Consider the following 26,356-nt stretch of genomic DNA (forward strand, 5'->3'; position numbering starts at 1 on the left):
AACCTCTTTGCTCCTGCATAATTTCCACTTATACTGCTGTTATTGAATAATTATAGGCAACGCAAACTTCTAATAAGGAAAACACATGAAGAATATTAAAAACCTAATCGTATTAATCTTTTTTTTCTTGACAATAGTGATTTCAGGCTCGCTGCGAGCCAATGACGTTGAAACTATTGTAGTTACAGGGTCAAGAATCGATTGGTATGACTCACCAGCTGTAACATTAGTTAAACCTGCTGATTATTTAGTGCAGCAAGTTAAGTTACTTAATGATTCCAGGGATCAAACGTTGCGTGAAAAGGAGCTTACCAGTACAGTAAAGGATATTCTTAAAAGTGCAAATAAAAGTAAGCTAATTGAGTTAGGTGTGGGTAAAGAAATCGTTTATCCAATTACGTTAGATGATTTGCAATTGGATTTTGAAAAGGGAGAGCGCACGGATACTTCTGTTGTTAACTTATACATTAAGACGCCAATCAATAATAAAAATCAAGTTGAAAAGTTAGTGACCCGTATCAATGATTTCATAGTTGATATTTCAGTGTCAGGACGTACCGAAGTTGAAAAAAATGGTGAGCTTGTTTTGAGTATTGTAAATCCTGAAAAGTATCGCCAAGAACTTTTAGCTGCAATTGCCAAAGATGTAAATTCAACCATTGAAATATTTGGTGATAATTATAAAGCAGACATTGATGGTTTAAGCCAATCATTAATGTGGGAGCGAGCTTCTGTATCTGAATTACGTCTTTATCTGGAATATGATTTTACTCTGATTGCTAAGTAGATAGATATCTATATAGCAATAACTGTAGGGTGCGTCGTGACGCACCGCTTGTTTCTAAAGTCACTGGATCCCGTGGTGAGCGACCGAGGGAAGTACCTTTAGGTACCACGGGATGACAATACTGGTAGTTTGACTACCACCTCTTTGCTCTTCTCTAAACTTCCTTCTATACTAAACTCCTGTGTCTAACTGCAGGAGTTCTTTATGTTTCACACCTCTTTGAAGTTTCTATTATCTTCTCTTTTCCTTTCAGGGCTTTTAGTCGTTTCCGCTGAGGCTGCTGATAATTCGTCTCCATCGGCTCAGTTACCTTCTTTGCTTGAAGTTAAGTCTTACGAGGTAGAGTGGGGCGGGCGTCCTCGTGATCCTGCGGTGGCTCCTGATGGGATGGTGTGGTTCTGTGGTCAGGCGGATAATTATATTGCGCGTTTAGATCCTGAGTCGGGTGAGATGACGAAGTTTGCGGTACCTGAGGGGAGTCATCCGCATAATTTAATTGTCGATAGTGATGGTTTTGTTTGGTACGCGGGAAACCGTAATAGGCATATTGGTCGTATTGATCCTGACACTGGTGATATTAAACAATACCCAATGCCGGAGGCTGTTAAGGATCCGCATACATTGGTATTTGATGCTGATGAAAACATCTGGTTTACCGCGCAGCATTCGAATGTGGTGGGGCATCTTGATGTAGACACTGGTGATGTTCGTTATGTCAGCATGACGCAGAAGCGTTCGCGTCCCTATGGCATTAAAACTGATGCTAAAGATAATGTCTGGTCTGTACTGCTTGGTACAAACAAACTGGCTTTTGTTGACAAGGAAAATTTAGAACTAACTGAAATTAAAATTCCTCGAGATAATGCACGTCCTCGTCGTTTAGAAATCACCGAAGATGGCAATATCTGGTACGTGGATTATATGGGCGGTTTTTTAGGCCGTTATAATCCAGAAAATAAAAAGTTTGAAGAGTGGTTGTTACCCGCAGGCGAGGGCAGTCGTCCTTACGGCACCGCTTTGGATGATGACGGAGTGATCTGGATTGCTCAGACTGGACCTTATCCGAATGAAATGGTGGGCTTTGATACCACTGCTGAAAAATTTATCAGCAGCACCGTGATTAAAGAAGGTGGTTCTATTCGTCACATGTATTATGACGCGAATGAAGATGCTTTCTGGTTTGGTATTGATACCGGATTTATTGCCAGGGGTGAGATGAAGGGTAAGGGAAAAGGAAGTAAGAAATAAAGTTAACTTTTTAAATTAATATTCAAAGAGCAAGAGCAGATCCTGAATCTAGTTCAGGATGACAAGACTTAAGAGTAGATTCCCTAAAGGGATTCCTTTCAGTCGCTATTCAGGCAGGCAATTCTCCAAGAATTGCTTGTGACTAAAAGGAATGCCTTTGGTACATTTCCTACCTCTGGCTGACAGGACGTCAGGAATGCAGGTTTTGCAGGAGCAAAAACCAGCCCTGTGGGTCAGATGACAAGATTTAAGAGCAGATTCCCTAAAGGGTTACGCCACCGTCACTCCCTATCGTGCAATACGTTCGCTCAAGACTTTCTCTCTGATGCAAATATGCATTTCTAAATCGTTTGTTTATTGTTTGGAATTATAGGACTATGATTTTCTGGTTGTTTGTTCAGCCAGTGTTGTTAGGAAAAATCGTAATGGAACTGCTATCAAGGAACTTAAAATATTTATAAGGACTTTCTGAGTATGACCATTCGAACAAAAACTAATTAATCATATAGCACAAAGGGGAAATCCAATGATTCTTATATATAGACTATTGGCGGTTTGGCTTTTCAGTACTTTTTTATTTGCATGTCAGCAAGAAGACTCATCACAGCCAAAGGGCACACCTGAAGAAGTTTCTGAAAAAGTTGAGGTGGTTGCTGAGGAGACTCTTGTTGAGATAGTCGACTGGAACTCTGACAGTTATGTACCATTTCCAGAAGGCTATGGCTACATGGAAAATCTTGAAGTCTTGCAGCAAGCGACGGATAAAGGTGACAGAAAAATTATTCGTGAGCATGCCTGGAGTTTATGGGCGGGCATTATGCAACCAGACGAAAGCCTGGGCTGGCCATTATGGTTCAGTTGGCCGAACACCAAGGGTGCTTTCGAAACATCAGGCCCGGGTCCAATTGGGACGGAACAGGAGAAACCTAAGCCTCAAGCTAAGAGAGCCCATTCAACAATCGTACAAAAGAACTTAGAAAATGCACCAGACGTCGATACCCCTGCGCCTATCTATGAGCTGCCTTCTGAAGTTGTAACGAGCTATCCAAAAGGTATTTGCAAAGATAAGCATGGTAATGATATTGCTTGCGATGGTAAGAATTTTGTTTCTAACGGCGATATTATGATTGCGACTGAGTCTCTAAGTCAGGCAGCCATGAATGATATTCGCGGACGTAAACTCTATTTACAGTCGACTTTAAATGATGAGCACGCTAAAGGCACCCACATGCTGGATCTGGATCAAAAGTGGATTGTTACTAAGCACATGTATTGGCCGGTTAAAGCGAAAGGAATTACTGGGATTCCGGTTTGGAAAAACAACTTTGAGCCAAGCTTCACCGGTTATGCGGGTTATGAAGTGTGGGACACATTAGTTGCCATTGACCCATCTGGATTGCAGGTAGGACAGATCGCCAATGCGGAGTTCTTATATGGTGTTAAAGACCATGAAGGCAATACGATGGATACCGTAAAAGCTAAAGCCAAAGTGTATGCCCTTGATGATTTTTACTTCCATAAAATTACTGACGAAGATTGGAAGCGTTTTGACGAAGCTGATAAAGCGATTCTTGATGCTGCCAGCCGATGGGCCAACGGTAAGCCAATTGAGGTTGGTGACTATTTAGTGACCGTCGCGATGCACGTGAATACCAAAGAGTTAGTCAGCTGGACTCTGCAAAGTGTCTGGTGGTCGGATGCGCCTAACGTAGGAATTTACTCTGCCCATCGTCCAGACTTGCCACAGGCGCAAGGTCCATGGGATCACTATTTATTAACGGATGCCTATGCGGTTCCTGCCAATCCTGACGGTAAATTGGATATTGCAGTAAATCCTTATATTGAAGGTGTTATTCATCCGATTGCAACTAACTGTCGTAACTGCCATGTTCGAGCAGGTTGGCCGACCGGTAAGGTTGCTGGTACTGCTAGCTATCAGAATCCAGACTGTCCTGGATTATTAGATGATCTAACTCCGAGCAGTGAATGTTTACAAGGTCTCACGCTGACTGATTACTTGTGGATTATTCCTGATCGTGCGGTTAAGGATTAAGTAAACCTAAACTTATACCGAAACCTATACCGAGAACAGGAAAGCTGGATTTATTCCAGCTTTTTAATGCTCACTCCGAAGGGGTTAACCAACATTTCGTTATTTTTTAGAGCTGACTAAACCATTCCAATCATCTGCGCATCTAACTCTTATTAACTATTATTTTTTGAGCGTACTAATGAGTAGGTTTGTTTATATATTTGGGGTGTTTTTCTTAGTTTTATTTGGCTGCGCTAGCCACCAGTCAGTTGGCGGCAATAATCAAATAAAGGAAAACCATGCCGATTCTAATGTTGTTCAAGTGATGGTTATTGGTAGCGAACACTTTGCTAGCCCTGGGTTGGATGTTATCAATATTGAGCCGATTGATGTCCTGACTCCGCAAAGACAGCAAGAGTTGCAAGCTATCGCTGAGTCATTGAGGCAGTTTGAACCGACAGTTGTTGCTGTTGAGCGAGTAACTAAAGCTCCTTATTATATTGATAATGGTTTTGTGGCATTCAAGGAATCTGATTTATTGAGCAAGCGCAATGAAACCATTCAGCTTGGTTATCGACTTGCAAAACTTGCTGGCTTGAAACAGGTTCATGGCATTGATGAGCAACCTTCAGAGGGTGAGCCTGATTATTTCCCGATGCAGAAGCTGATAGAGCAAATCAATAGGCAAAGTCGCATGGCGGAATTTCAAAGTATGATTGGTGATGTTACCGAGCGTTTAAATAGTTTCACTAAGGATAATTTACATCGTGATTTGGCTGAGTATTTGGCGCTGGCAAACACACCAGGCAGCCCTTTGATTGATGATGATATGTATTTTGATCTGATGAAATTTGACCAAGGCGAATCGCAACCTGGCGCAGAGTTGTTTGCTTTGTACATGATGCGTAATACTAAAATTATTTCAAAGCTGATTAATGTTACCAAGCCCGGCGACCGAGTGGTTATCATTTATGGAGCAGGTCATAAGCCTTGGTTTGAATATATTCTTAATGGACTAACAGATTATGAACTGGTTGATCCGGTTCCTTATTTGGAGAAAGCTTCTCAATCAATCAAACAATAGTTTTACCGCTTGCGGTGCAATTTTTGTAGATTAATCAACGTACAAGGTGGGCAAGGTCAAGAGCCTGCTTTGCTTCATAATTTTTGTTGTTATGATGTAAGAAAAACCGACAATTGTTAATGCCTGGCAAATTTGCTATAACGCTAAACCTGTTACAGGGAGTTATTATTTAGACATTATTCGTCTTTTCTATTTTTCTTCTCTCTCTTGGCTTGCCTAAACAACCTATCAAAAAATAAATAGTTATATAAAACTGTGCAATAGATAAACTCCTTGTGAAATGCCGTGAGCAGTTCTATTTTTAGAATGTAAGAACCAAGTTCTTACAAGGAGGTTAAAATGGATTTTTATCAAGTCTTTAAGAGGGTCTTTAAGCTTTTTATTTTAATTATCTTTAGCGTTAATTGTTACGCTGAAACAACTTTCTCCAAACCTGTCCTCGATGTCGTCGACCTTAATCCTGACGAGAATATCTTTGAAGCTGAACTATCCATTGGTGAGCAGGACGTTACGTTAGACTCACAAACGGTTCATACCATAATTTATAAAGATGACAACCGAGTAGGCGGCTATCCCGCGATTGAACCTGATGGTATTCCAGTACCGCAGATTGTCGTCACTGCCGGTGATACTGTGATTGTTAAGTTTACCAATACACTGCCAAGTGATTGCGCAGCTGTTGCCTGTAATTCAAGTATTCATTGGCATGGTATCGAGTTAGATAATGATAGCGATGGAACTGGAGTCACTCAGAATCGATTAACTGAGAATCAAGAGTATATTTATCGCTTTATTGCACCTCGGCCAGGAGTCTTTTGGTTTCATCCGCATATGATGCCTGGACCACAAACTTTTGCTGGCGCTTATGGCGCTTTGATTGTTAAAGATCCAAATGAACCCATGTTGCAGGCTAGTGGCGTTATCCCTTCGGAAGACAATACCCATACTTTGGTGTTAAGTGACATTGAATTCGATGCTGACGGTGATGTTGGTCTGCTCGATGGTGCGGAAGCTGTGCCTTGGACAACTTTAGCTGAAGAGTGTGGTAATACTGGTGCTGGATGCACAGGCGTTGCTAATGGTGTTTTGCCATTGGTTAATGGTCAGGAGGGGGGCGTTGAAACTCCGGTAATTACCGCAAAAGCAGGCTCAGGTGTTCGTTTGCGACTGATAAACACGTCGACCAATCGATACTTTAGGCTGGCGGTTACCAACAATGGTAGTGACAACAATATCTATCGTATCGGTGGCGAAGGCGGGTTTTTAGAGACGGTTCGACTTGAAGGTGGAACGCTTGGTTCTTGGGATACCAAGATCAACAAGGGTGAGGTTTTGATCAGTGCTTCGCAAAGAGCAGATGTGGTTGTCGTGCCACAGGGTAATGATGGCGATATTATCACTGTCAATGATGTCGCTTTTTCACGCGGCGGCCCACCACTGAATCACATATCACACGGTCCTCTTTTCTATATAAAAATTGATAACTCTTTATCCGATCCCGGTTATACCATTGCTGAAGATGATGAGATTCTTGGCAGTGATGGAATTGAAAACTTAAAAGATGAAGTTATTACAGATGTCTACTCAGACCCAACTGTAGTATTTGATAGTAATCCTGGAGCTGGCAAAGGATCCGATGATCCTATCATTCGTCTTGTGGGTATTTCGGCAGGGAAAATTGGTATCGATGATGTGATTGGACATTTTGAAACCAGTGGGCCTGACTATACTCAAGTGCCTTATCAAGACGCTACGCGTTATGCCAAAACGGGTGACACCATAGAGTTTACGATTTCCAATTTCACGCAACAACACCATCCATTCCATCATCATGGTTTTTCATTCCAGCCTGTTCGAGTAATTGACAATGGGGCAGATATGGATGACCTCGGTGATGATTCAGTTTTATATGAATTTGATTATGAAGAGTTTGTTGACGTTATTGATGTGTACATGGGACAAAGTGTCGTGTTACGGATGCGTCTGGAAGACAGGCCTCGTATTACTGATACGCGACAAGAGCTTGATGCTCCCGCACCAAACCAATACTTCGGTAGTGGCGGGGCAGCAGGGCGCTGGGTGTTCCATTGTCATTTATTCCTTCATGCAACTATCGGCATGATTTCAGAATTGGTGGTTTTAGATACTGATCGAGATGGTGATGGAGTTACTACTGAGTTTGATTGTGATGATTTTGATCCCAGTATCACTTTTTGTAATACGCCACCCACTGCCAATGCGGGTGTTGATCAAGTCGCTGAATGCTCTGCATTCGATGGATCATCCGTTATCTTAAATGGTAGTGCTTCTACCGATCCAGAAGGCGATACTTTGAGTTATTTCTGGACCGCTCCTGGAATCGTATTCGATGATCCTACTAGCGTTACCCCTAGCGCTGATTTCCCACTTGGCGATACCGTTGTGACATTAACGGTTTCGGATGGCGAGTTTTCAGATGCTGATGAAGTAACGGTTACTGTCGAAGACACAACTGACCCGAGCATTGTTGTCACTTTGGATAAAGAAACGTTATGGGCTCCTAACCATAAGTTGATTGATATCGAAACTACAGTTGAGGTCACCGATGTCTGTGATGCTAACCCTAGTTTTGAATTAACATCAATTACCAGCAATGAACCTGACGATGGAACTGGTGACGGTAGTTTTGAAGATGATATTGCCGGTGCTGATTATGGACTTGCTGATCTGATGTTCCAGCTAAGAGCTGAACGTGATGGTAGTGAAGACGGTAGGATTTATACTATTATCTATACAGCAACCGATGGCTCTGGAAATTCAGACACATCAGAGTCTTATGTTGTAGTTCCGCATAATTAAACGGCTAACCTACAAGCTAAATATTATCGTTTTAGCTTGTAGGTTTTTTTAGGTCGCTGCATTATTCCAGCTTTTCTTTCATCCAATCTTTAAGTTCATACCACCAGTAACTCGTCTGGGCAGCCATAGGTCCAAAAGGTCCTCCATTCCAGGGTAGGCCCCAAGGCTGAAAGTTCTTATAGGTTTCATTCTGTTTGGTGATGGCCGCAGCGAGGATTTCGCCTGCCGTAGTAGTTGGTGCAACGCCATGTCCACCAAAGCCGATACCAAACCAGACGCCAGGTGCCAGCTCGCCAATTTGCGCCATCTGATGGCGCGCATAGCCCATCCAACCCTGCCAATTGTAATCGACCTTAACGTCTTTTAGATCGGGGAATACTTTGGCCAGGTCGCGACGCAAAATATGATCCAAGTCTTTAGGTTTGCTGGTATTAGCGTTGATGCGCCCACCCCACAACAGACGGGTGTCTTTGAGCGGGCGATAATAATCAAAGGCGAAGCGGGTGTCGTAAACGGCTGCTTGGGTATTGATGTAGTTCTGTAATTCATCGCCCAGTGGTTCTGTGGTCATGACATAAGTGGCAATTGGGAGAATCGAACGCGCAACCGGTTTGCACAAGTCGCCAATATAGCCGCCGCCTGATAAAACAACATTCTTGGCTTTGACATTCCCATTAACCGTTTTAACAACCTTGGTAGCACTTTGGTAATCGATATCAAGTACCGGGCAGTCTTCGAATACCTGGCCGCCTTGGGATTGAATTTGTTTGGCTATGCCGCGTGCATAATTAAGTGGATGGAAGTGCATGGCATTTGGTTCAAACAGTGCGCCATGGTAACGGTCAGTTTTAAGCTGTTCGCGCAGTACTTCAGGTTCAATGTACTGCCAGTCAACATCCATCTTATCGCGCATGAAAGCTTGTTCATCCAGTAACAATGACTGGTCTTTAAACCAGTTCGCCCATAACACACCTTCATCAACCAGATCACAATCAATATTGTATTTTTTAACCCGCTCACGGATCAGGTTCACGCCATCCAGCGTTAATTGATAAAGCTCTTTAGCTTTTGCTTCACCCACCTGCTTGATGAGCTGTTTAGGCCCAAGAGAATAGCCGCCAAACACGAAGCCGCCATTACGACCTGAACAGCCCCAGCCAACCTTATGTTTCTCAATAACCGCGATATTGGTATGGCCTCGCTCAATTAAACTCAGAGCTGTCATCAGACCGGCATAACCACCGCCAATAATACAGGTCTCAACCTCAAGGTTCTGTGGAAGAGGGTTGGTTTCCAGTTTGGAGTTCAGCGTTGCCGCGTAATAACTGTTTGGATAATTGGCCATGATTAACTGATAGTCATTAGTGTTGTGAGAATCATAGAGAAAGCGTGTTAATAGTCAACTGGGCAGGTAGGCTATTTCATCAGGTAGGAGGAGAGTGGGGCGTACTTGCGTGATATTGGGAATCTGGTACATGACATCAAGCCCCGTGCAGCGTTAGTATAAGCTTATGAGTAATACATGGATTAAGGAATTGGTATGAGCACTAATGTTGAGTCGAATGTTCGTCAAGAGCCCGATCAGGCTTTGGTCGATATTGCTGAATATGTCGCTGATTATGTGGTGAGCAGTGATGAGGCGATGGAAACCGCACGTTACTGCCTGATGGATACTTTAGGGTGTGGTTTTCTTGCCTTGCGTTACCCAGAGTGTACCAAGCATCTTGGTCCCATAGTGCCAGGAACGGTTGTGCCCTTTGGTGCGCGAGTACCGGGTACTCAGTTCGAACTCGACCCAATCAAGGCTGCTTTTGATATCGGCTGTATGGTGCGTTGGCTTGATTTTAATGATACCTGGCTGGCGGCGGAGTGGGGGCATCCATCCGACAATCTCGGCGCCATTCTTGCCGTAGCTGATTTCTTGAGTCGGCAGGCAATAGCGGAAGGTTATTCGCCATTGACCATGAAAGAAGTGCTGGAAGCCATGGTCAAGGCTCATGAGATTCAAGGAGTTCTAGCGCTCGAAAACAGTTTTAATCGGGTCGGTCTGGATCATGTCATTCTAGTCAAGGTTGCTTCAACGGCTGTTATTGCACACATGCTTGGCGGCGAAAAAGAAGACATCATTGACGCTGTATCACAGGCCTTTGTTGACGGACAATCTTTACGCACCTATCGGCATTCTCCAAACACTGGTTCAAGAAAGTCCTGGGCAGCGGGTGACGCAACATCAAGAGCTGTACGCTTGGCCATGATCACCATGACAGGTGAAATGGGCTATCCCGGTGCGTTAACAGCAAAAGGCTGGGGCTTTTATGATGTGTCCTTCGGCGGCAAAGAATTTAAGTTTCAGCGCGACTATGGTTCCTATGTTATGGAAAATATCTTGTTCAAGATTTCCTACCCAGCAGAGTTTCACGCACAAACTGCAGTAGAAGCAGCGATTCAATTGCATGATGAAGTAAAAGGTCGGCTGGATGACATTGAACGCATCGAACTAACCACCCATGAATCCGCGATTCGAATCATTTCAAAAGAAGGACCGCTGCATAACCCAGCCGATAGGGATCACTGCTTACAGTACATGGTTACCTGTGGACTACTGTTTGGTGATCTGGTGGCAGAATATTATGAAGATGATATTGCAGACGACGAGCGAATTGATGCCTTACGTGAAAAGATACAGGTCACTGAAAATGAACAATGGTCTAAAGATTACCACGAGCCAGAAAAGCGAAGCATCGCCAACGCTATTCAAATCTTTTTTAAAGAGGGTAGCTCCACCGATAAAATTGAAGTGGAATATCCGCTAGGCCATCGCTTCCGTCGTGATGAAGGCATCCCGGTATTGGTCGACAAATTCAAAAAGAATGTATTCACACGCTTTCCTAAAAAACATGGTCAGGAAATTATTGATCTGTGTCTGGATGAAGAAGCTTTCCTGGAAACCCCCGTTAATGAGTTTATGAATTTATTGGTAATTTAAAAATATCTTTATGAGCGAAACGTAAGCGACGTTAGCCTTTGTCCACTCTAGCTTCAACAAAGAAATAGTAAGCTAAAGGTGTTCTAGGGTGCACCTTTATATCTCTCCCATAAGGTTTTTTCTTGCATGGTTTTGATGGCTTTATCAATGGCTTCAAAAACATCGATACCAACATCCTTCGAAATACTCTCCACCAATTGTTCTGACTGTGCAAGGTAAGTTTGTATTTTAGAGGTTTGGGATATCCCTTTCGTAGTTAAAGAGTAAAGCGTGCGTCTTTTATCTTCTTTGTCTGGTTGTTGCTTAATCAGCCCAAGTTTTATTAATTTGGGTAACTTTTGTTTTACTAGTTGGTGTGATTGTTCTAGCTTTCTGGCGATATCCGCTAATGAGGAATGAGCTACTTCTTGCAAACAAAGGAGGGTAGAACATGATTTAATTGGAACAATAATTCCCAGGCTGTCGAATATTGGCTGGGTTTGTTGTTCGATAAGATTACTGAGATCTTCTGCTCGTTTGCCTAACAACGCTTTGTTGCTCATGAATTTTATAACCTCAAATCTCAATGTAGAAAGTTTTATATTTGACTTATATTTAACAATGAATGTAACATGTTGCGCAATATGTTGCAAAAAAATGATTTTGCTCCACCAAGCCGATCGTAAGGAATAACGTCAATGAACAGAAGATCCTTTCTAACCAATTCAGCGCTAGCCACTGCTGCTGTCGGATTAAACTTAAGCTCTGGCGGCTTATTAGCTGCGTCAAATAAAGAGAACGTGATCAGCCGTGAACTATACAAGAGCTGGTTTGTGTTTGATGGTTTAGGAGTTCTATACGACATCAATGATCCGACTGGCGGTATTCAGGAAAACTGGCGAATGACGGATCGCTTAAGGCAGGATATCTTGGCGAGTGGTTTGGACTGCTATAGACAGACAACAGGCGCTCCGTTTCCTGCCTATCCGGGCGATGATGTTTTTGAAACCAGTGTCAGCATACTCAGTCAGCATCATAAATTAATTGATGCTAACTCGGACGTACTGACCTTAGTTCGAAGCTTCAGCGATATTGTTCAGGCGAAAATAGATAATAAACTTGCAGTAACGTTAGGTTTTCAAAATAGTCATGTGATTGGCAATAATCTTGAACACATAGAAACCTTTAAACATCTGGGCGTTTTAACCATGCAGCTGACCTACAATGGTCAAAATCAAATTGGTGGCGGCGCAAATGTCAGTCCACGTTTACCCCTTACCGAGTTTGGTCACGAAGCGGTAACAAAGATGAATGAGCAGAATATCCTTATTGATCTCAGTCACAGTGGAGTGCGAACCTGTCTTGAAGCGATTAAAGCCAGTAAAGCACCAATAACCATCAGCCATAGTGGCTGTCGTGCTCTTGCAGATTTTCCGCGTAATAAGACCGACAAAGAACTACGGAGAATGGCCGATAAAGGGGGGCTGTTCGGAGTATACTTTATGCCGTTCCTGGCGCCTGATAGCAAAGCTAATTCTGAGCATCTGGTGGCACACATTGAGCACGCGATAAATATATGTGGCGAAGATCATGTCTCGATTGGAACTGATGGTGGATACACTGGTATTGATGATATAAACAAGGTCAGGGAGAGCACTGATAAGATGACCCAACATCGTATTGATAATGGCGCAGCTGCAGCCGGTGAAAAAATTGGTAACCTGAACTTTATGCCTGATATCGTAGGTCAGAATCAATTCTACTTGCTCGCTAACAAGCTGGCTGAAAGAGGCCATACTAGTACTCGAATTGAAAAAATACTGGGGTTAAATGCTTACAATCTGATGCGAGAAGTTTGGAGCTAAACTAAAGTTTTTATGGGTTAGTGTGTGCTTTTAGGTTTTACCTTGAAGAGCTTTTGCGTTTTGAGTCGATCAAGTTAGCAATACTTATCGTAGTTGGCTGTCTTTGCTCCCACGACGATTCATACCAGCGGAAGCTTGCTTTTCTTGCTCATACTCTTCCTGGCATTTAATACAGAAACGTACGCCTTTTATCGCCTGTCTACGAGGCTCTGGTATCTTGGCATCGCACCATTCGCAGTGAGTCAGTGACTCTCCTGCGTGGTTCATTTCGCTACGCGCACGCTCAACGCCATCTTTGATGGTGCTTTCAATTTGTTCCTGTACCGCGCCTTCGCGCGCCCAACCTGAAGCCATAATATTAAGGGATAGTGGAATCTGTTACTGACTATTGTGAGGGTTTTCGGCTAAATTTCAAGCTGCACGGGGCTGGTGAAAGCACGGGGCTCTTTACTGACTGGATCAATGAAGCTGAGTTTGTGGGCCAATAATTGTAATGGCTGGCTGAAATTATCCGCTTGCTTCGGCTGCAGGGAAGGGTAGAAACGGTCATTCAGTATTGGAAAACCGAGGGACATCATGTGCAGGCGTAACTGATGGGTGCGCCCGGTTATTGGGGATAGCGTGAATAGTCCCAGTTGAAGGTTATCATCTTCACAATGGATAAGTGATTCTGCGTATTGAGCATCTTTATCATGTGGAGAAGTATCATCTGGAGACGTATCTAGGTTCTGGAAAATAAATTGAGGCTCTGAACGAGCTAAATAATTCTTAATATGCCAGCTTTTACCGCTAAGACTTTCGCCTGCTTGTGTTTTGGCGATTGCCTGATAGTGTTTTTTAATATTTTGCTGGGCAAACAGTTGATGATAGTCGCTTCGAGTGTGCGGATTGGTTGAAAACATAACAAGCCCAGCGGTGTCTCTGTCTAGGCGATGAACCGCCTGAAGGTTTGGGTTGCCAGTTTTATCGATTAATCTCTGTTGTAAACACTCGTTAACAAAAACGCCACCCGGCATAACGGGCAGGAAATGTGGCTTATAGGCAATTAAGAAATGCTCATTGTGTTCAATAATCATCTCCGCAAAAGGAATGGTCGGCTCTTGCTCCACCTCGCGGTGATAATATAAAACCCTGCCGGCCTGATAGTCTGCATCGACCGGAACTTTAACGCGATTTTCCCAATAGACTTTCCCTTCAGCCATTCGACTCATCCACTCAGATTCAGAGACATGAGGAAAGGTATCAACCAGGAATGACAAGACCGACTTACAACTGCTTTGAAGCGGAAGCGTCACTCTCGAGGGCTTATAGGCTTTGGACACAATAACGTTATGTGTGTTGATCAGGAGGCCATTGTATGGGTTTGCTGGGCAAAGGCAAAGTTTCGATGCGCAGGTGCTTAACCTCGAATGTGTATGGCGATAAGAATTAACACCTGTACCAAAGTGAGGCCTTCTTTGCTTCCCAATGGACGGATGCATTAATTTGTTGGCAGTAGATCTAACTAATTGATGTTAAGGGAAAGTTAAGTCATATTTGCATTGCCGCGTCAGAATATTTTACATTTTCTTTACAAAATACTTGCATTGCAGGCAATGCAAAAGTAAAGTTCTAGGCTGTTTTTTGGCCAGAAATGGTCTTTTGGATATAATATTAAATAGGACAAAACAATGAAAAAGGTTATTCCCTTTCTTGCTAGCGCATTAGCATTTTTACCTCAGTCAGTAATTTCTCAAGATACAATTCTAGTCGATACCGGTGAAGTTTATGGTCACGGTCCATACTATGGTGTGGAAGCATATGGCAATGCTTCATACGTAAACGACGGAAGTAAAGAGATTAAAGTATTTGATGTTTCTGACGCCTCTAATATAACTTTGTCGGGTGAAGTGGAAGTTGGCTGTACTGTCGATGATTTAGACTTAGATGGTGCGACACTCGTTGCAAAATGCCCCTTCGAAATTCATTTTTATGACTTAACAGATAGTTTAAATCCAGAATTAGTAGGGTCTTATGATTCAACTAGCTATGCAGTTAATAGTGTAGAGCTTTCCGGAGACCGCTTGTATATTGGTGGAGGAAATACTGACATTGTTATTTTTAATGCCTCTGACTTATCAAATATTCAGGAATTGAACTCACAAACATTCGATTCGATTAGTACTGGTGAATTAAAAAAATCTGCCAATTTTGTTTATTCAATATCAGATTTTGACACAGTTAAAATCTTTGATGTTTCTAATGAAGAAAACATTATTAAAACCTCGGAAATTAATGCGACTGCTACCCTATTTAAAGATGTTCTAATTATTGATAACACCTTATATATTGCCGCAACAGATGGCTTGAGGGTTTATGACGTTACTAATATGGCAAGTCCAAGTTATGTTAAAACGATTGACTCAGGAAGTTTTTTTAACACTATTGATTTGCTGAATGCTTTACACGTAGTCGGTGATACATTGTACGCTGGTAAATCTAACGCATGGATTTTTGAGTTTGATATTACAACCCCTCTAGACCCTGCTTTCTTAGGTCAGTTTAGATATTCCACTGGTACTACTAATCAAATTACTGATAACGGCACCAATATGTTTATAGCTTTTGGGATTGATGGGTTGGCAACTGCTGAAATGCAGCCTATGGATAAACTTGATCACTTTCTAGTGTCTATTTTGCCAAACGATTTAAGTATGGATAATGGACGATTGCTGGCTAGTGATGAAACAGGTCTTTTCCATGTTATTGATGTTGAAAATAGTTTTATTCCTAAAAGCCGTATACCTTACATTAGCAATACATTCTCAGGAGAAATTAAAAATAATACTGCATGGTTGGGTACAGGTATCTATTTGGAGACGATAGATCTTTCTACTCTCAACCCTTCTTCGCAGATCGATATTCAGACTCCTGACGCTTCAGCTGAGGTAACCTACCTTAATGAGATTGGTGATACTTTATATCTTGGTACAAGCTCGGGCATGGTTGCAATGTATGATGTATCCGGAAATGTTCCATCACTTATTGCGTCTATAACCTTCCCCGTTCATGCTGAAACTAATAGCCCTCAATACATAACTGATGTTGTCCCATACGGTGATTATTTACTTGCTTCAAGTATAGAGTCAGAACTTTTAATTGCTGACTTTAGTAATTTAGCATCTCCGGCCGTCGTGAATGTTCCTGAATTATCTGAGGTAGCAGAAGCAAATTTGTTTGTAACAGGTGATAAATTACTGTCTGCAAGTGACTGGGGTGCTTTCTTAATTGATATTTCTGATATTGAAAACCCTACTTACTATGGCACTCAATTAGTTGAACTTGGTTTAATAACATCTGCTACAAGGCTTGATGCGGATCAGGTTCTTTTAAGTTCGACAGAGGGTTTGTTAACTGTAAATATAGCTGATCCTGATAATATTACGATTGTCTCTAAAATAGAAAGTGCTCCTGAATTTTCAAGTGTAGCAACTGATGGTAGCCATGTTGTTGGTGCATTGCATTACGAAAGTGAACTTAAGCTTTATAAATTCAATAAGAGCCCAACAACGTCTGATTATGAATTTTCAGTAGATGAAGACAGCTCCATTGTAGAATATGTCGAAGCAACCGACCCAGATGGTGATGAAATTGTCTTCTCAATTGTCAGTCAGCCCGACAGTGGTTCTGTGAGCATCACTTCAGCTGGTCAGTTCACTTATGAGCCAAATGCTGACTTCAATGGCCAGGATACATTTACCTTCGAAGCTGAAGATACTTATGGCGGTAGTTCAGAAGGCTCTGTGAGTATTACTATTAATTCAGTAAACGATGCTCCAACTGCTTCAAGTGTTTCGTTAACGACTACTGTAGATAAAGCAGTTTCAGGTTCTTTCAATGCCTCAGATGTTGACGGTGATGAATTGACTTACGAAAATACTAACCCGTCCAATGGTTCACTGAGTGTATCGGGTTCAGGTTTCACTTATACACCTGCAGCAGGCTTTAGTGGCCAGGACAGTTTCCAATACACGGTCACTGACTCCGGTGGAGAGTCTGTAACGGCAAACGTAACTATTACCGTGAACAAGCCTGCCTCATCAGGTGGTGGAGGTGGCTCAAGTGACCTTTGGTTGCTAGCGCTACTACTTCTCGGGTTTACTTTTAGAAGACATATTAGATAAGTAATATTACAGTAAACAAGAAGCCACATTTCGATGTGGCTTTTTTATTGCAAAAAAAAGCTCCCGGTGAGGGAGCTAAAAAGCGATATAAGATATTTGGGTTAGGAGGGTATCTTATATCTTGGGTAAGAACCTTTCCTCTAAGGCCATGACTAATTCATCAGGTAATCCTGTAAATCTCTAGTGGCTTGTTTGCATGAAGTCGAAAGGAATGACGGTTTCGATTTCATCACTTAATAGCGTCAGTTGTGGATGATTCTGGTGAATCGATTGTACAACTGGTTTTAAATTTCTTTCTTTTACATCAATCAGCAATAAGTATTTGCCTTCTTCTACTAAGTTGTAATATTTACGAAGTTTATAGTTTTTACTTTCAAGGCCAAGCAGCCCACCTAGCCATGTACCAAATCCACTAAGCAAGATGGTGGTGGCAACAAAGCCAAAGGTACTGTAAAGACCGTTTAAGGCTTGCATGTTATACAGCGTGGTAGCTATTAGTAAACCGATAACAGTACCTACAATAAAGCCCTTAAAACTGCCATTCAGTACATTGGTTTTATACCAAAAATTCGCGGTGTTTAGTCCACGACGCATGACCTTGCCTTGTTTCTTAGCGATAACATGTAGATCGCTATCTTTAATTCCGTGTGCCTTTAAATCCTCATAAGTGGCTTGCACATGTTTGAGTTTGTCCGACTTATAGAGTAAACGACTCATACTGTAACTCCTGTAACACGAATGTAATTTAAACCTATCAGGCCCTGTGTGAAAAATATGTAAAGGCTTCACCATTCTATGGTGGAGCCGTCCCAGGCAAAGAACTTTCCATTATCTTCTAGAAATAAGTTATCGATTATTTCAAACAGCTTACGTACCGAGTATTCTGGTGAGAAGAGTTTTCCGGGTTTGACGTTTTGTTGAAAAGGCTTTGATAATTTGGTGTCGGTTGTGCCGGGATGTAGTGCTATAACCGCAGTGTTTTTATTGCGTCGTGCTACTTCAATCGATAATGTCTTGATGATCTGATTGAGCGCGGCTTTGCTGGCGCGATAGCTGTACCAGCCGCCCAGTCGATTATCACTAATGCTGCCTACTCGTGCCGACAGGCTGGCCAATATGGCGGGTTGCGCGTCAGACTGCTTCAATAGTTTGATGAAGTGCTTTGCTATTAAGGCTGTAGCTGAGGCGTTGACTGTCATCATCTCTATGAAATTATCGAGATTAAAGTCCTCAATTTTTTTCTCTGGTTGCAGTTCCTTTGAATCGTGCAATATGCCTATGGCGTTTATAATGAGGTCGACATGGCCATATTGTTCCCTCACATGCTGCGCAAAGCGCTGCAGTTGCTCTTCATCATGTGGATTTAATTCAACCTTGACCAAACCATTGTCCAATGTCTTAATATCGGGCAGTTTGGAGCTATCAGGTGTTGCTTTCTTAGGACGTGAGCAAGCAAAGACTACCGCATAGCGTTCGAGAGCCTGTTTGACAAACTCTTGTCCGATGCCACCATTGGCGCCAAATATAATCGCGATACCCATACTGTTATTATTCCGCTTTACTGTGAAGGCGAAGTGAAGACTTATTCGAGGAAATAAGAAGTTTTATGAAGACCATAACTATTCAGAAAACATCCGAAGCGGACTTGCCCTCCATTGCGCAACTGGCGGCTAGCATCTGGCGTGAGCATTACACGCCAATTATAGGCTCTGCTCAGGTTGAGTATATGTTGGACAAATACCAGTCTGTTTCGGCGATGGCAGAGCAGATTACTGATGGAGTCTTTTATTACAATGTTGTGCTTGATGATGAGCTCGTTGGCTACCTTTCATTTTACAGTAATGGCGAGGCGTTGTTCTTGAGCAAGATTTATGTTTCTTCCATGCATAGAGGAAAAGGGATAGGACGTCAGGCGATGGAGTTTGTCATCGAGCAAGCTAAATCAATGGACTTGCCAAAGGTACAACTGACCGTTAACAAATATAATACTGGCAGTATAGAGGCCTATAAACGAATGGGTTTTAAAATTGTAGATGAGGTTGTAGTAGATATCGGTAGAGGTTTTGTGATGGATGACTATGTGATGGAGATTTTTTTAAATGAGTAGAAATAAATATTAGAAGGCGAGTTTATTTTACAGTAAGATGAAGCCTCTTAATAAGAGGGAATCAGTATGACAATTTTAATCCGTTCAATTTTTGTTTTGTTTTTAGCGTTGGGTGTAGCGGCTTGTAGCAGCGAACCAACATTTGATGCAACGAATGACCAAACCATGGAAGCTTCGATGGAGGAAATGACGAAAGACATGACCGAAGAAGAAAAAATGGAATTAGGTCAAGCAGTAATGAGTATTGCAATGCAGGTTGGTTTTAGTTCTATGGGCGATGAAGAAAAAATCGAGAAAGAACTAAAAGAAAAGCTGCATGGAAAAACCGCAGAAGAGATTATTGAGCAGGCTAATGGCGCTAAATAATTAGCTTCGAGAATATTTAAAAACCCGGCCTAGGCCGGGTTTTTTTATGTCTGCTGTAAGTTACTTGGCATTGCTTGTAATAGGCTTACTATCACAAGTCATTTAATCTTTGGGACTCTGTAAATAAGCTTCTGTCGGTGATACGAGTATGTTTTCCATTGCTTCGCGACCAAGCAGCATCTTGTAGCGCATTTTTTCTCGATTAGCGAGGGTGATATCAATATCCCAGGTTTGGTCGCCAATAGTGATGGGGGTGCGAATTACGTAACGAGATTGGGTTTCGCCATTGGAGCTGGTGATCTTTCTGAAGTCGATCATTTCTGCTTCGCAGTTGAAAATTCGCTTAGGATGGCGGCGCAGAGGGCAGGTCTTGAATGAGACATAGGTGTTATCGTCTCTTTCTATGAGCTTGATATCAAAGGCGTGCAGGCTCGATGTTTTGGCGCCGGTATCGACTTTGACTTTAATGCTTGAAATGCCAAGCCCTGATAGCTTGGCTTTTTCTTTCCAGCCGACTCTAATCTTGTTCATAGTGCTGATCTCAATTAGCCTCGGCCTTTCGGCTTATTCGGGCCTTTCAAAGCGTCTTTTTCGATGAACTGGATAATAGCGCCGGCAACATCTTTACCGGTGGCTTTTTCAATACCTTCTAGACCTGGTGATGAATTCACTTCAATCACTAGCGGGCCGTGTGCAGAACGAATCAGATCAACACCAGCAACATCTAATCCCATAACTTTTGCTGCACGAACCGCAAGAGCGCGCTCTTCTGGTTTAAGTTTGATGACTTGAGCGCTTCCGCCACGATGAAGGTTGGAGCGGAATTCGCCTTCTTTGGCACTACGTTGCATGGCGGCAATCACTTTTTCACCAACCACAAAGCAACGGATATCCGATCCACCAGCTTCTTTGATGAATTCCTGCACCAGGAAGTCCGCATTCAAGCTGCGAAAAGCATTAATCAAACTTTCTGCGGCTTTATTGGTTTCAGCCAATACCACACCATTGCCATGCGTGCTCTCAATGACCTTAACAATTAATGGTGCGCCTCCAACTGATTCAATGAGTTCATCAGTAGCTTCTACTGAGTGTGCATAACTGGTGATGGGCATGCCAACACCTTTGCGTGCTAGTAACTGGTGCGCGCGCAGTTTGTCGCGCGAACGGGTAATGGCAATGGACTCATTGACTGAGTAAACGCCACCCACCTCAAATTGACGCAACACGGCGGTACCGTAGGCGGTAACCGAAGCTCCGATACGTGGAATCACCGCTTCAAACTCGAGCTGACGAACTTTGCCTTGAACTTTGCTGTGTACGGTAGGGCGATTGGATGTGATGTTCATGAAGCATTTGAGCACATCAACAACTTGCGCTTCATGGCCACGCTCCTCTGCTGCTTCAACCAGTCTCTTGGTCGAATAAAGGCGAGGATTGCGCGATAAAATACCTATTTTCATGTGTCTTCCAGATTGTACTTAGAGTGATATCAATAAATTGAATGGCCGATTGACCAATTGCTGGTCAATATACCATAGATCCATTTGACCACCACAGAATAAAATAAACTGTGTAGCGATTAAAAAATCTGTGAGTTCCTTCTTTAGAACCAATAATATAAGGAAATTTTTAAGATTAAGGGTTTATAATTTTTTTTAGTTGGGGGATAATGCGCCCGGCTCTGCTGGTCCCCTCGCAACGTAAGGTTGTGAATCCCGCCAGGCCCGGAAGGGAGCAACGGTAGCGACTGTCTCGTGTGCCGAGGTGTGGCTAGCAGAGTCTTTAATTTCTAACATCGGCCCCTGTTGATGTAGGAATAAAAAAACCGCCAACTTGGCGGTTTTTGTGTTTCATGACTTCGAAACTGTATGTTTCAAGCCGATCAAATCAGCGCTTCACATGGTTATCTTCATCTTCGTCATGGTTTGGGTCGGTGATTAAAACATGAAGCTGTGCTTCGTACTCTTCGACGTTATATACCTTACGAAGCTCAGCAATTTTGCTGATAACGGCTTCATCCACAATTACGCCTGGATTGTTCGGTTCACCACTGCTGCCATTCCAGTCGTCAATAATTTCTTCATGAACCTCATAGTCTGACTCATATATCAAAATACATTTAGGACTACCCTCATAAGGAAGCCAGCCGTCATTGTTGCCGTAGTCATTAAATACTGCCTGATTACATGTTTCTTCATCAGCAAATGGACCAACAGACATATACTGATAATTTGGAATACCGTAGTTATTGGTATAGGAGACAGCAGTATAAAAATAGCCTCCGCAGGTTGCGCAACCCTGGCCTGCATTTGATGAATGGGTTATACCAGCTGCTACTAGTAGCCCAGAGACAATGGCTATTTTGTTTAACGTTTTCATGATGCACCTCAAAAAATAAGTTTATGGATTAAACGAGCTTTGTGGCTCTGTCTAAATGACACGTTCACCATAGTGGACGATTGACGCTTTGTAGATCGAAACAGCAGGCAAAAGCGGGCAAGCTGGGGAGTTTTTGGTAAAAGGCGCACGTTAAGTAGCTGATATTGAATGAGTTGGTGCTTTTCATTACTGGTGCTGAGTGATAGATAAGGATTATTCTATTTTCTCGATAAGGCTAATTGTGCTATTGTTTGCCCACTTACCAATCACTCAAATATAATCGATTAAAAAATGAGCTATCAGGTGCTCGCCCGCAAATGGCGTCCAAAGAATTTCGATGAATTACAAGGTCAGGAGCACGTCAGCCGTGCACTGGTTAATGCTATTGAAAGTGGCCGTTTGCATCATGCTTATTTATTTACTGGCACTCGTGGGGTTGGTAAAACCACTATTGCGCGCATCCTCTCTAAATGTCTTAACTGTGAAACCAATGGCTTAACTTCAAAGCCCTGTGGTGAGTGCGGTAGTTGTGTTGAGATTGATGAAGGGCGTTTTGTTGATCTGATTGAAGTGGATGCGGCATCTCGAACCAAAGTCGACGATACCCGCGAGCTATTAGAGAATGTTCAATACAAGCCAACCCGTGGTCGTTATAAGGTTTACCTCATCGATGAGGTGCACATGCTCTCCAATAGCTCATTCAATGCGCTGTTAAAAACTCTCGAAGAGCCTCCTGAGCATGTTATCTTTTTATTGGCGACAACTGATCCGCAAAAACTTCCGGTCACAGTTCTGTCGCGGTGTTTGCAGTTCCATTTAAAGCACATGGAAGAGCAAACCATTTCTAAGCATCTTGCCTATATTCTTCAACAAGAATCCATCGATTTTGAAACGCCGGCGCTTGAGCTGATTTCGCGTTCAGCAGAAGGCAGCATGCGTGATGCGTTGAGCTTGCTTGATCAGGCGATTGCGTTTGGTCAGGGCAAGGTGCAGGAAGAAGATATTCGTACCATGCTTGGCACCATTGACCATCAGTTTATGGTTAAACTGCTCGAGGCATTGGCTAACAAAGATTCAGCAGAAGCTATTAAGGCGGTTGCTGAAATGAGTCATTACCCGGTAGATTTTGCCGATGCACTTAAAGAGCTGTTATCGCGTATTCACCAAGTCGCTATATTTCAAAGTACTGGTGTGTTACTTGATCAAGCCGCACCTTATGTCGAAGACTTTGCGAGTAAGATCGCCAGCGATGACTTGCAGCTTTATTACCAGATGGGCTTACATGCTCGTCGCGATCTGGAATGGGCGCCATCGCCAAGACAAGGCCTGGAAATGGCGTTGTTGCGAATGTTGGCATTTCGGCTTGAACCTTCCCAAGTCGTTCAAAACAACTCAAGCCAAACCTCATTAGATTCAGAGGCAAAAAAAAAAGCTAGCCTAAAACAACCAGAGTCTGCTGCTCAGCCAGCAACTGTTGAACCCGGGCTGATAGAAAACAGTGCTCTGGAAAACAATGCTGCTGAAAAATATTCTGCCCCAAAAACAGCGCCAGAGCAAAAACTAGAACAAGAACCAAAACAAGAACGAGAACAAAAGCCTGAACCAAGTACTGCTCATAAAACCGTAACTGAGGAAACTCAATCATTCAGTGATGCCCCTGAAGAGCCACCTTTTAATCCCGACGATTACGCCTCGTTCAGTGACGATGAAAAGACCGAAGAGTCGATAGTCGATCAATATCAAACTGCTTCATCTTCAAAACCTGAAGAGCAGGCGGCTCAAGCATCGTCTAACACCGTCATTGAAAATAAAACTGTCAAAGAAAACACTGCACAAGCTTCCAGTAATGAGCAAGCGGCATTGGCCAGCCTGCACTCTGCCTTGGGGCTCAATTTCTCGGATGACGCGGACAGTGATCGCGCACCATCTCAAAAAATTGAGCAACCTGTTCAAGAAGAAGTTGTTGAGACAGGACAAACTGAAACTGGAGAAAGTGAAAGTACTCAAAACGAACCTGAGCAATCGAACGATGATGAGTTCAGATTGCAGCCTGTTCAACCAATAGAGGAAGAGGCAGAAGCTGAATCCGAGCCAGCAACATCACCGAAATTAGCTCAGGAACAGGTGAGCAGTGTGGATGAAATCAGTCTGCAAGAGACCTCTTTGGAAAAAACAGTTCTAGTCGAGGCAGCCCTAGAGGAGAGTGGTCCACCCGCTACCGAAGAAGCGCTGCAGTGGGCACAACACGTTAAAAAGATGGATTTAACGGGTACTTATCATCAAATTGCACAATCCAGTACAGTCAAATGGTTAACTGATGATAAAATACAGCTCACTGTCGAGCCGACTCAGGATATTCTGAGTACCGATACCGCAAAGCAAGCGATAGAAGAAGCCTTGGCACAATATTTCAGCAAGTCTATTAAGATAGAATGGCAATTTGCTGAACCGGATGTGGCTACTCCAGCCATGATCTGGCAAAGAGCCGCTAAAGCGAAACATCGCAAAGCTTGTGAAATGATTACCCAGCATCCTTTTGCGCAGCAATTGGCGCAAAAGTTTGCAGCAACACTTGATAAAAACAGCATTCAATATCTGGATGCTCAGCAATAATTTAACTGATTAGTAGAGGTCACTATGTTTGGTAAAGGTGGTTTGGGCAACATGATGAAACAAGCCCAACAAATGCAGGAAAAAATGCAGCAAGCTCAGGAAGAAATTGGCAATCTTGAAGTAACTGCAGAAGCAGGCGCAGGCATGGTTAAAGTAACTATGACTGGGCGCCATGACGTTAAGCGCGTCGAAATTGACCCAAGCTTGATGGAAGATGATAAAGATCTTCTCGAAGATTTGGTTGCCGCAGCAGTCAATGCCGCAGTACGCAAAGTTGAAGAGACGACTAAAGCGCGTATGGCGGAGGTGACGAAGGGGATGAATCTTCCCCCTGGCATGAATCTCCCCTTTTAACTGGCTTTTTCTTCCTGTGCTTTGTCAGTGCTGTGCTCAAAAACCTCATGTACTTTGTGTACTATTCGGTTTTTTGCGCCCAGCACTTCCTCGCTCAGAAAGAAAAATCCTACGTTAAAATCTGAGGTATAGGTTTAATTCTTAGTCTTTTGTAGGTTGGTGATGAGCTTGCGAATCCCAACATAAGTTTGATGCATCATAAACCTTTTTACAGGCGCTTAAATGCAATCACCGTTGATTAAAAAATTGATCGAAGCTTTTACCTGTTTGCCGGGAGTTGGTAACAAATCGGCACAACGCATGGCGTATTTTTTGTTAGAGCGTAACCGCGAGGGTGGTGAGCAGCTAGCTGAAGCTTTGGTTGCTGCAATGAATGGTGTGAAGCACTGTTCGCGTTGTCGTGATTTCACCGAAGATGATTTATGCGGCATTTGTAATTCTCAGGCGCGTGACAATAGTTTGCTCTGTATAGTGGAAAGCCCTGCTGATGTGTTTGCCATTGAGTCTACCGCAAGCTTTAAAGGGAAATATTTTGTTTTAATGGGGCACTTATCACCACTCGACGGTATTGGGCCTGAAGATTTAGGTCTCGATCAATTGAAGCGTCTGGTTGATGAGGAAAAGCCTGTGGAAATTATTTTGGCAACTAACTCAACAGTTGAAGGTGAGGCCACAGCACACTTCATCTCCGAAATGTTAAAAAAGAATGAGGTTGTTTTATCGCGTATAGCATCGGGTGTTCCTCTTGGTGGTGAGCTTGAGTACATCGATGGCGGAACCTTGATGCACTCGCTGTCAGGGCGTCAACCCTATCGCCGTTAGTTTCAATTCTTAAATTTATTGAGGAGTTTTGATGGACTTTGTCAAAAAGGAAGTTGAAGAATACGCTAAACTCTACACCAGTAATGAACCTGAACTGTTAAAAGAACTGGCTGAGTTCACTGAAACCAATATGCCCATGGCGCAGATGCTTACTGGTAAAATAGAAGGGCGCTTGTTGAAGATGTTGGTAGCTTTAACGGGTGCGAAAACGGTCCTTGAAATTGGTATGTTCACCGGATACTCTGCTCTTTCTATGGCTGAAGCATTACCCGAGGATGGTCAGTTAATCACTTGCGACATTGATGAAGAAGTCGCTAAACTGGCTAAAGATTATTTCTCTCGGAGTCCTCATGGTTCAAAAATATCTATTGAGCTCGCCCCAGCTCTGGAAACTCTCTCCAATCTTAATCAAACCTTTGATCTGGCTTTCCTTGATGCCGATAAAGAAAACTATGTGGAATATTACCAAGCGATAATTCCAAAGTTAAAGTCTAATGGCTTGCTGGTGATTGATAACTGTCTTTGGTCTGGAAAGGTTTTGGAACCAAAAGCGGAATCGGATATCGCCATCCATAAGGTCAATCAATTAATTGTCACTGATTCTCGTGTTGAAAACGTCGTATTAACAGTCCGTGATGGAATTAACCTAGTTCGAAAGCATTGAGATCAATAAGTTAACTAATCTCTGTTTAAAAACTACACAGATTGAACCAAAACTGGTAATGTATTTTTT

General features: G+C 42.8%; 23 protein-coding genes and 1 other RNA gene. 15 read left to right on the top strand and 9 right to left on the bottom strand.

Annotated elements, in window-relative coordinates; translation table 11 throughout:
- The first annotated feature begins 85 nt into the window (after window positions 1-85).
- The 5 genes from KKOR_RS05045 to KKOR_RS05065 all read left to right on the top strand — a co-directional run bounded on the left by KKOR_RS05045 (window position 86) and on the right by KKOR_RS05065 (window position 7,989).
- Window positions 86-787, top strand: coding sequence for a hypothetical protein (locus tag KKOR_RS05045; RefSeq protein WP_012800938.1), 702 nt, complete (start codon window positions 86-88; stop codon window positions 785-787).
- Window positions 788-991: 204 nt separating this feature from the next.
- Window positions 992-2,035, top strand: coding sequence for a Vgb family protein (locus KKOR_RS05050; RefSeq protein ID WP_012800939.1), 1,044 nt, complete (start codon window positions 992-994; stop codon window positions 2,033-2,035).
- 526 nt (window positions 2,036-2,561) lie between these two features.
- The gene (locus KKOR_RS05055) at window positions 2,562-4,088 is read left to right on the top strand and encodes a hypothetical protein (protein WP_012800940.1); all 1,527 of its coding nucleotides are present in this window, start codon (window positions 2,562-2,564) and stop codon (window positions 4,086-4,088) included.
- Window positions 4,089-4,266: 178 nt separating this feature from the next.
- Window positions 4,267-5,151, top strand: coding sequence for a DUF5694 domain-containing protein (locus KKOR_RS05060; protein ID WP_012800941.1), 885 nt, complete (start codon window positions 4,267-4,269; stop codon window positions 5,149-5,151).
- A 339-nt stretch (window positions 5,152-5,490) separates the two neighbouring features.
- Window positions 5,491-7,989, top strand: a complete 2,499-nt coding sequence (locus KKOR_RS05065) for a multicopper oxidase family protein (RefSeq protein WP_012800942.1) — start codon at window positions 5,491-5,493, stop codon at window positions 7,987-7,989.
- Between the two features lie 61 nt (window positions 7,990-8,050).
- Here the strand turns inward: KKOR_RS05065 and KKOR_RS05070 are convergent, their stop codons facing one another.
- Window positions 8,051-9,334, bottom strand: a complete 1,284-nt coding sequence (locus tag KKOR_RS05070; protein WP_012800943.1) for an NAD(P)/FAD-dependent oxidoreductase — start codon at window positions 9,332-9,334, stop codon at window positions 8,051-8,053.
- A gap of 195 nt (window positions 9,335-9,529) precedes the next feature.
- Here KKOR_RS05070 and KKOR_RS05075 point away from each other — a divergent pair, with 195 nt between their 5' ends.
- On the top strand, window positions 9,530-10,975 hold the full coding sequence (locus KKOR_RS05075; protein WP_012800944.1) for a bifunctional 2-methylcitrate dehydratase/aconitate hydratase: 1,446 nt from the start codon (window positions 9,530-9,532) through the stop codon (window positions 10,973-10,975).
- 83 nt (window positions 10,976-11,058) lie between these two features.
- Here the strand turns inward: KKOR_RS05075 and KKOR_RS05080 are convergent, their stop codons facing one another.
- Window positions 11,059-11,517, bottom strand: coding sequence for a MarR family winged helix-turn-helix transcriptional regulator (locus KKOR_RS05080; RefSeq protein WP_012800945.1), 459 nt, complete (start codon window positions 11,515-11,517; stop codon window positions 11,059-11,061).
- 135 nt (window positions 11,518-11,652) lie between these two features.
- Between KKOR_RS05080 and KKOR_RS05085 the strand changes: the two genes are divergently transcribed.
- On the top strand, window positions 11,653-12,819 hold the full coding sequence (locus KKOR_RS05085; RefSeq protein WP_012800946.1) for a dipeptidase: 1,167 nt from the start codon (window positions 11,653-11,655) through the stop codon (window positions 12,817-12,819).
- Between the two features lie 84 nt (window positions 12,820-12,903).
- On the opposite strand, the gene KKOR_RS05090 is transcribed toward KKOR_RS05085, so the two are convergent.
- Window positions 12,904-13,173 carry a DksA/TraR family C4-type zinc finger protein gene (locus KKOR_RS05090; protein ID WP_012800947.1) on the bottom strand — a complete coding sequence of 90 codons (270 nt, stop codon included), beginning with the start codon at window positions 13,171-13,173 and terminating at the stop codon, window positions 12,904-12,906.
- A gap of 50 nt (window positions 13,174-13,223) precedes the next feature.
- Window positions 13,224-14,021, bottom strand: coding sequence for a pseudouridine synthase (locus tag KKOR_RS05095; RefSeq protein ID WP_049756753.1), 798 nt, complete (start codon window positions 14,019-14,021; stop codon window positions 13,224-13,226).
- A gap of 468 nt (window positions 14,022-14,489) precedes the next feature.
- Between KKOR_RS05095 and KKOR_RS05100 the strand changes: the two genes are divergently transcribed.
- Entirely contained in the window at window positions 14,490-16,982 is a 2,493-nt protein-coding gene (locus tag KKOR_RS05100) for an Ig-like domain-containing protein (RefSeq protein WP_012800949.1), read from the top strand.
- Window positions 16,983-17,162: 180 nt separating this feature from the next.
- On the opposite strand, the gene KKOR_RS05105 is transcribed toward KKOR_RS05100, so the two are convergent.
- On the bottom strand, window positions 17,163-17,699 hold the full coding sequence (locus KKOR_RS05105; RefSeq protein ID WP_012800950.1) for a hypothetical protein: 537 nt from the start codon (window positions 17,697-17,699) through the stop codon (window positions 17,163-17,165).
- A gap of 68 nt (window positions 17,700-17,767) precedes the next feature.
- Complete coding sequence (locus KKOR_RS05110) at window positions 17,768-18,523, bottom strand: SDR family NAD(P)-dependent oxidoreductase (protein WP_012800951.1); 756 nt, start codon at window positions 18,521-18,523, stop codon at window positions 17,768-17,770.
- Window positions 18,524-18,588: 65 nt separating this feature from the next.
- On the opposite strand from KKOR_RS05110, the gene KKOR_RS05115 reads away from it, so the two are divergent.
- Together KKOR_RS05115 and KKOR_RS05120 are read left to right on the top strand one after the other, a co-directional pair.
- Window positions 18,589-19,089 carry a GNAT family N-acetyltransferase gene (locus KKOR_RS05115; protein ID WP_012800952.1) on the top strand — a complete coding sequence of 167 codons (501 nt, stop codon included), beginning with the start codon at window positions 18,589-18,591 and terminating at the stop codon, window positions 19,087-19,089.
- Window positions 19,090-19,155: 66 nt separating this feature from the next.
- Window positions 19,156-19,455, top strand: coding sequence for a DUF6694 family lipoprotein (locus KKOR_RS05120; RefSeq protein WP_012800953.1), 300 nt, complete (start codon window positions 19,156-19,158; stop codon window positions 19,453-19,455).
- A 102-nt stretch (window positions 19,456-19,557) separates the two neighbouring features.
- Here KKOR_RS05120 and KKOR_RS05125 read toward each other — a convergent pair whose 3' ends face one another.
- Both KKOR_RS05125 and rimK read right to left on the bottom strand, forming a co-directional pair.
- The gene (locus tag KKOR_RS05125) at window positions 19,558-19,986 is read right to left on the bottom strand and encodes an ATP-dependent zinc protease family protein (RefSeq protein WP_012800954.1); all 429 of its coding nucleotides are present in this window, start codon (window positions 19,984-19,986) and stop codon (window positions 19,558-19,560) included.
- Window positions 19,987-20,000: 14 nt separating this feature from the next.
- On the bottom strand, window positions 20,001-20,915 hold the full coding sequence (gene rimK, locus KKOR_RS05130) for a 30S ribosomal protein S6--L-glutamate ligase (protein WP_012800955.1): 915 nt from the start codon (window positions 20,913-20,915) through the stop codon (window positions 20,001-20,003).
- Window positions 20,916-21,137: 222 nt separating this feature from the next.
- Between rimK and ffs the strand changes: the two genes are divergently transcribed.
- An RNA gene (ffs, locus tag KKOR_RS13370) (signal recognition particle sRNA small type) lies at window positions 21,138-21,234 on the top strand.
- Between the two features lie 108 nt (window positions 21,235-21,342).
- On the opposite strand, the gene KKOR_RS05135 is transcribed toward ffs, so the two are convergent.
- Window positions 21,343-21,834 (bottom strand): hypothetical protein, encoded by a 492-nt coding sequence (locus KKOR_RS05135; protein WP_012800956.1) that lies wholly within the window; start codon window positions 21,832-21,834, stop codon window positions 21,343-21,345.
- Between the two features lie 291 nt (window positions 21,835-22,125).
- On the opposite strand from KKOR_RS05135, the gene dnaX reads away from it, so the two are divergent.
- The 4 genes from dnaX to KKOR_RS05155 all read left to right on the top strand — a co-directional run bounded on the left by dnaX (window position 22,126) and on the right by KKOR_RS05155 (window position 26,287).
- Window positions 22,126-24,447: a DNA polymerase III subunit gamma/tau gene (gene dnaX / locus KKOR_RS05140; protein WP_012800957.1), complete on the top strand. Its 2,322-nt coding sequence runs from the start codon at window positions 22,126-22,128 to the stop codon at window positions 24,445-24,447.
- Between the two features lie 24 nt (window positions 24,448-24,471).
- A complete protein-coding gene (locus KKOR_RS05145; RefSeq protein WP_012800958.1) occupies window positions 24,472-24,801 on the top strand; it encodes a YbaB/EbfC family nucleoid-associated protein in 330 nt (109 codons plus the stop codon).
- Between the two features lie 222 nt (window positions 24,802-25,023).
- Window positions 25,024-25,623 carry a recombination mediator RecR gene (gene recR, locus KKOR_RS05150; RefSeq protein WP_012800959.1) on the top strand — a complete coding sequence of 200 codons (600 nt, stop codon included), beginning with the start codon at window positions 25,024-25,026 and terminating at the stop codon, window positions 25,621-25,623.
- Window positions 25,624-25,654: 31 nt separating this feature from the next.
- A complete protein-coding gene (locus tag KKOR_RS05155) occupies window positions 25,655-26,287 on the top strand; it encodes an O-methyltransferase (RefSeq protein ID WP_012800960.1) in 633 nt (210 codons plus the stop codon).
- The last annotated feature ends 69 nt before the right edge of the window (window positions 26,288-26,356 follow it).

Origin of the sequence: Kangiella koreensis DSM 16069, from assembly GCF_000024085.1 — a bacterium.
Taxonomy (GTDB): domain Bacteria; phylum Pseudomonadota; class Gammaproteobacteria; order Enterobacterales; family Kangiellaceae; genus Kangiella; species Kangiella koreensis.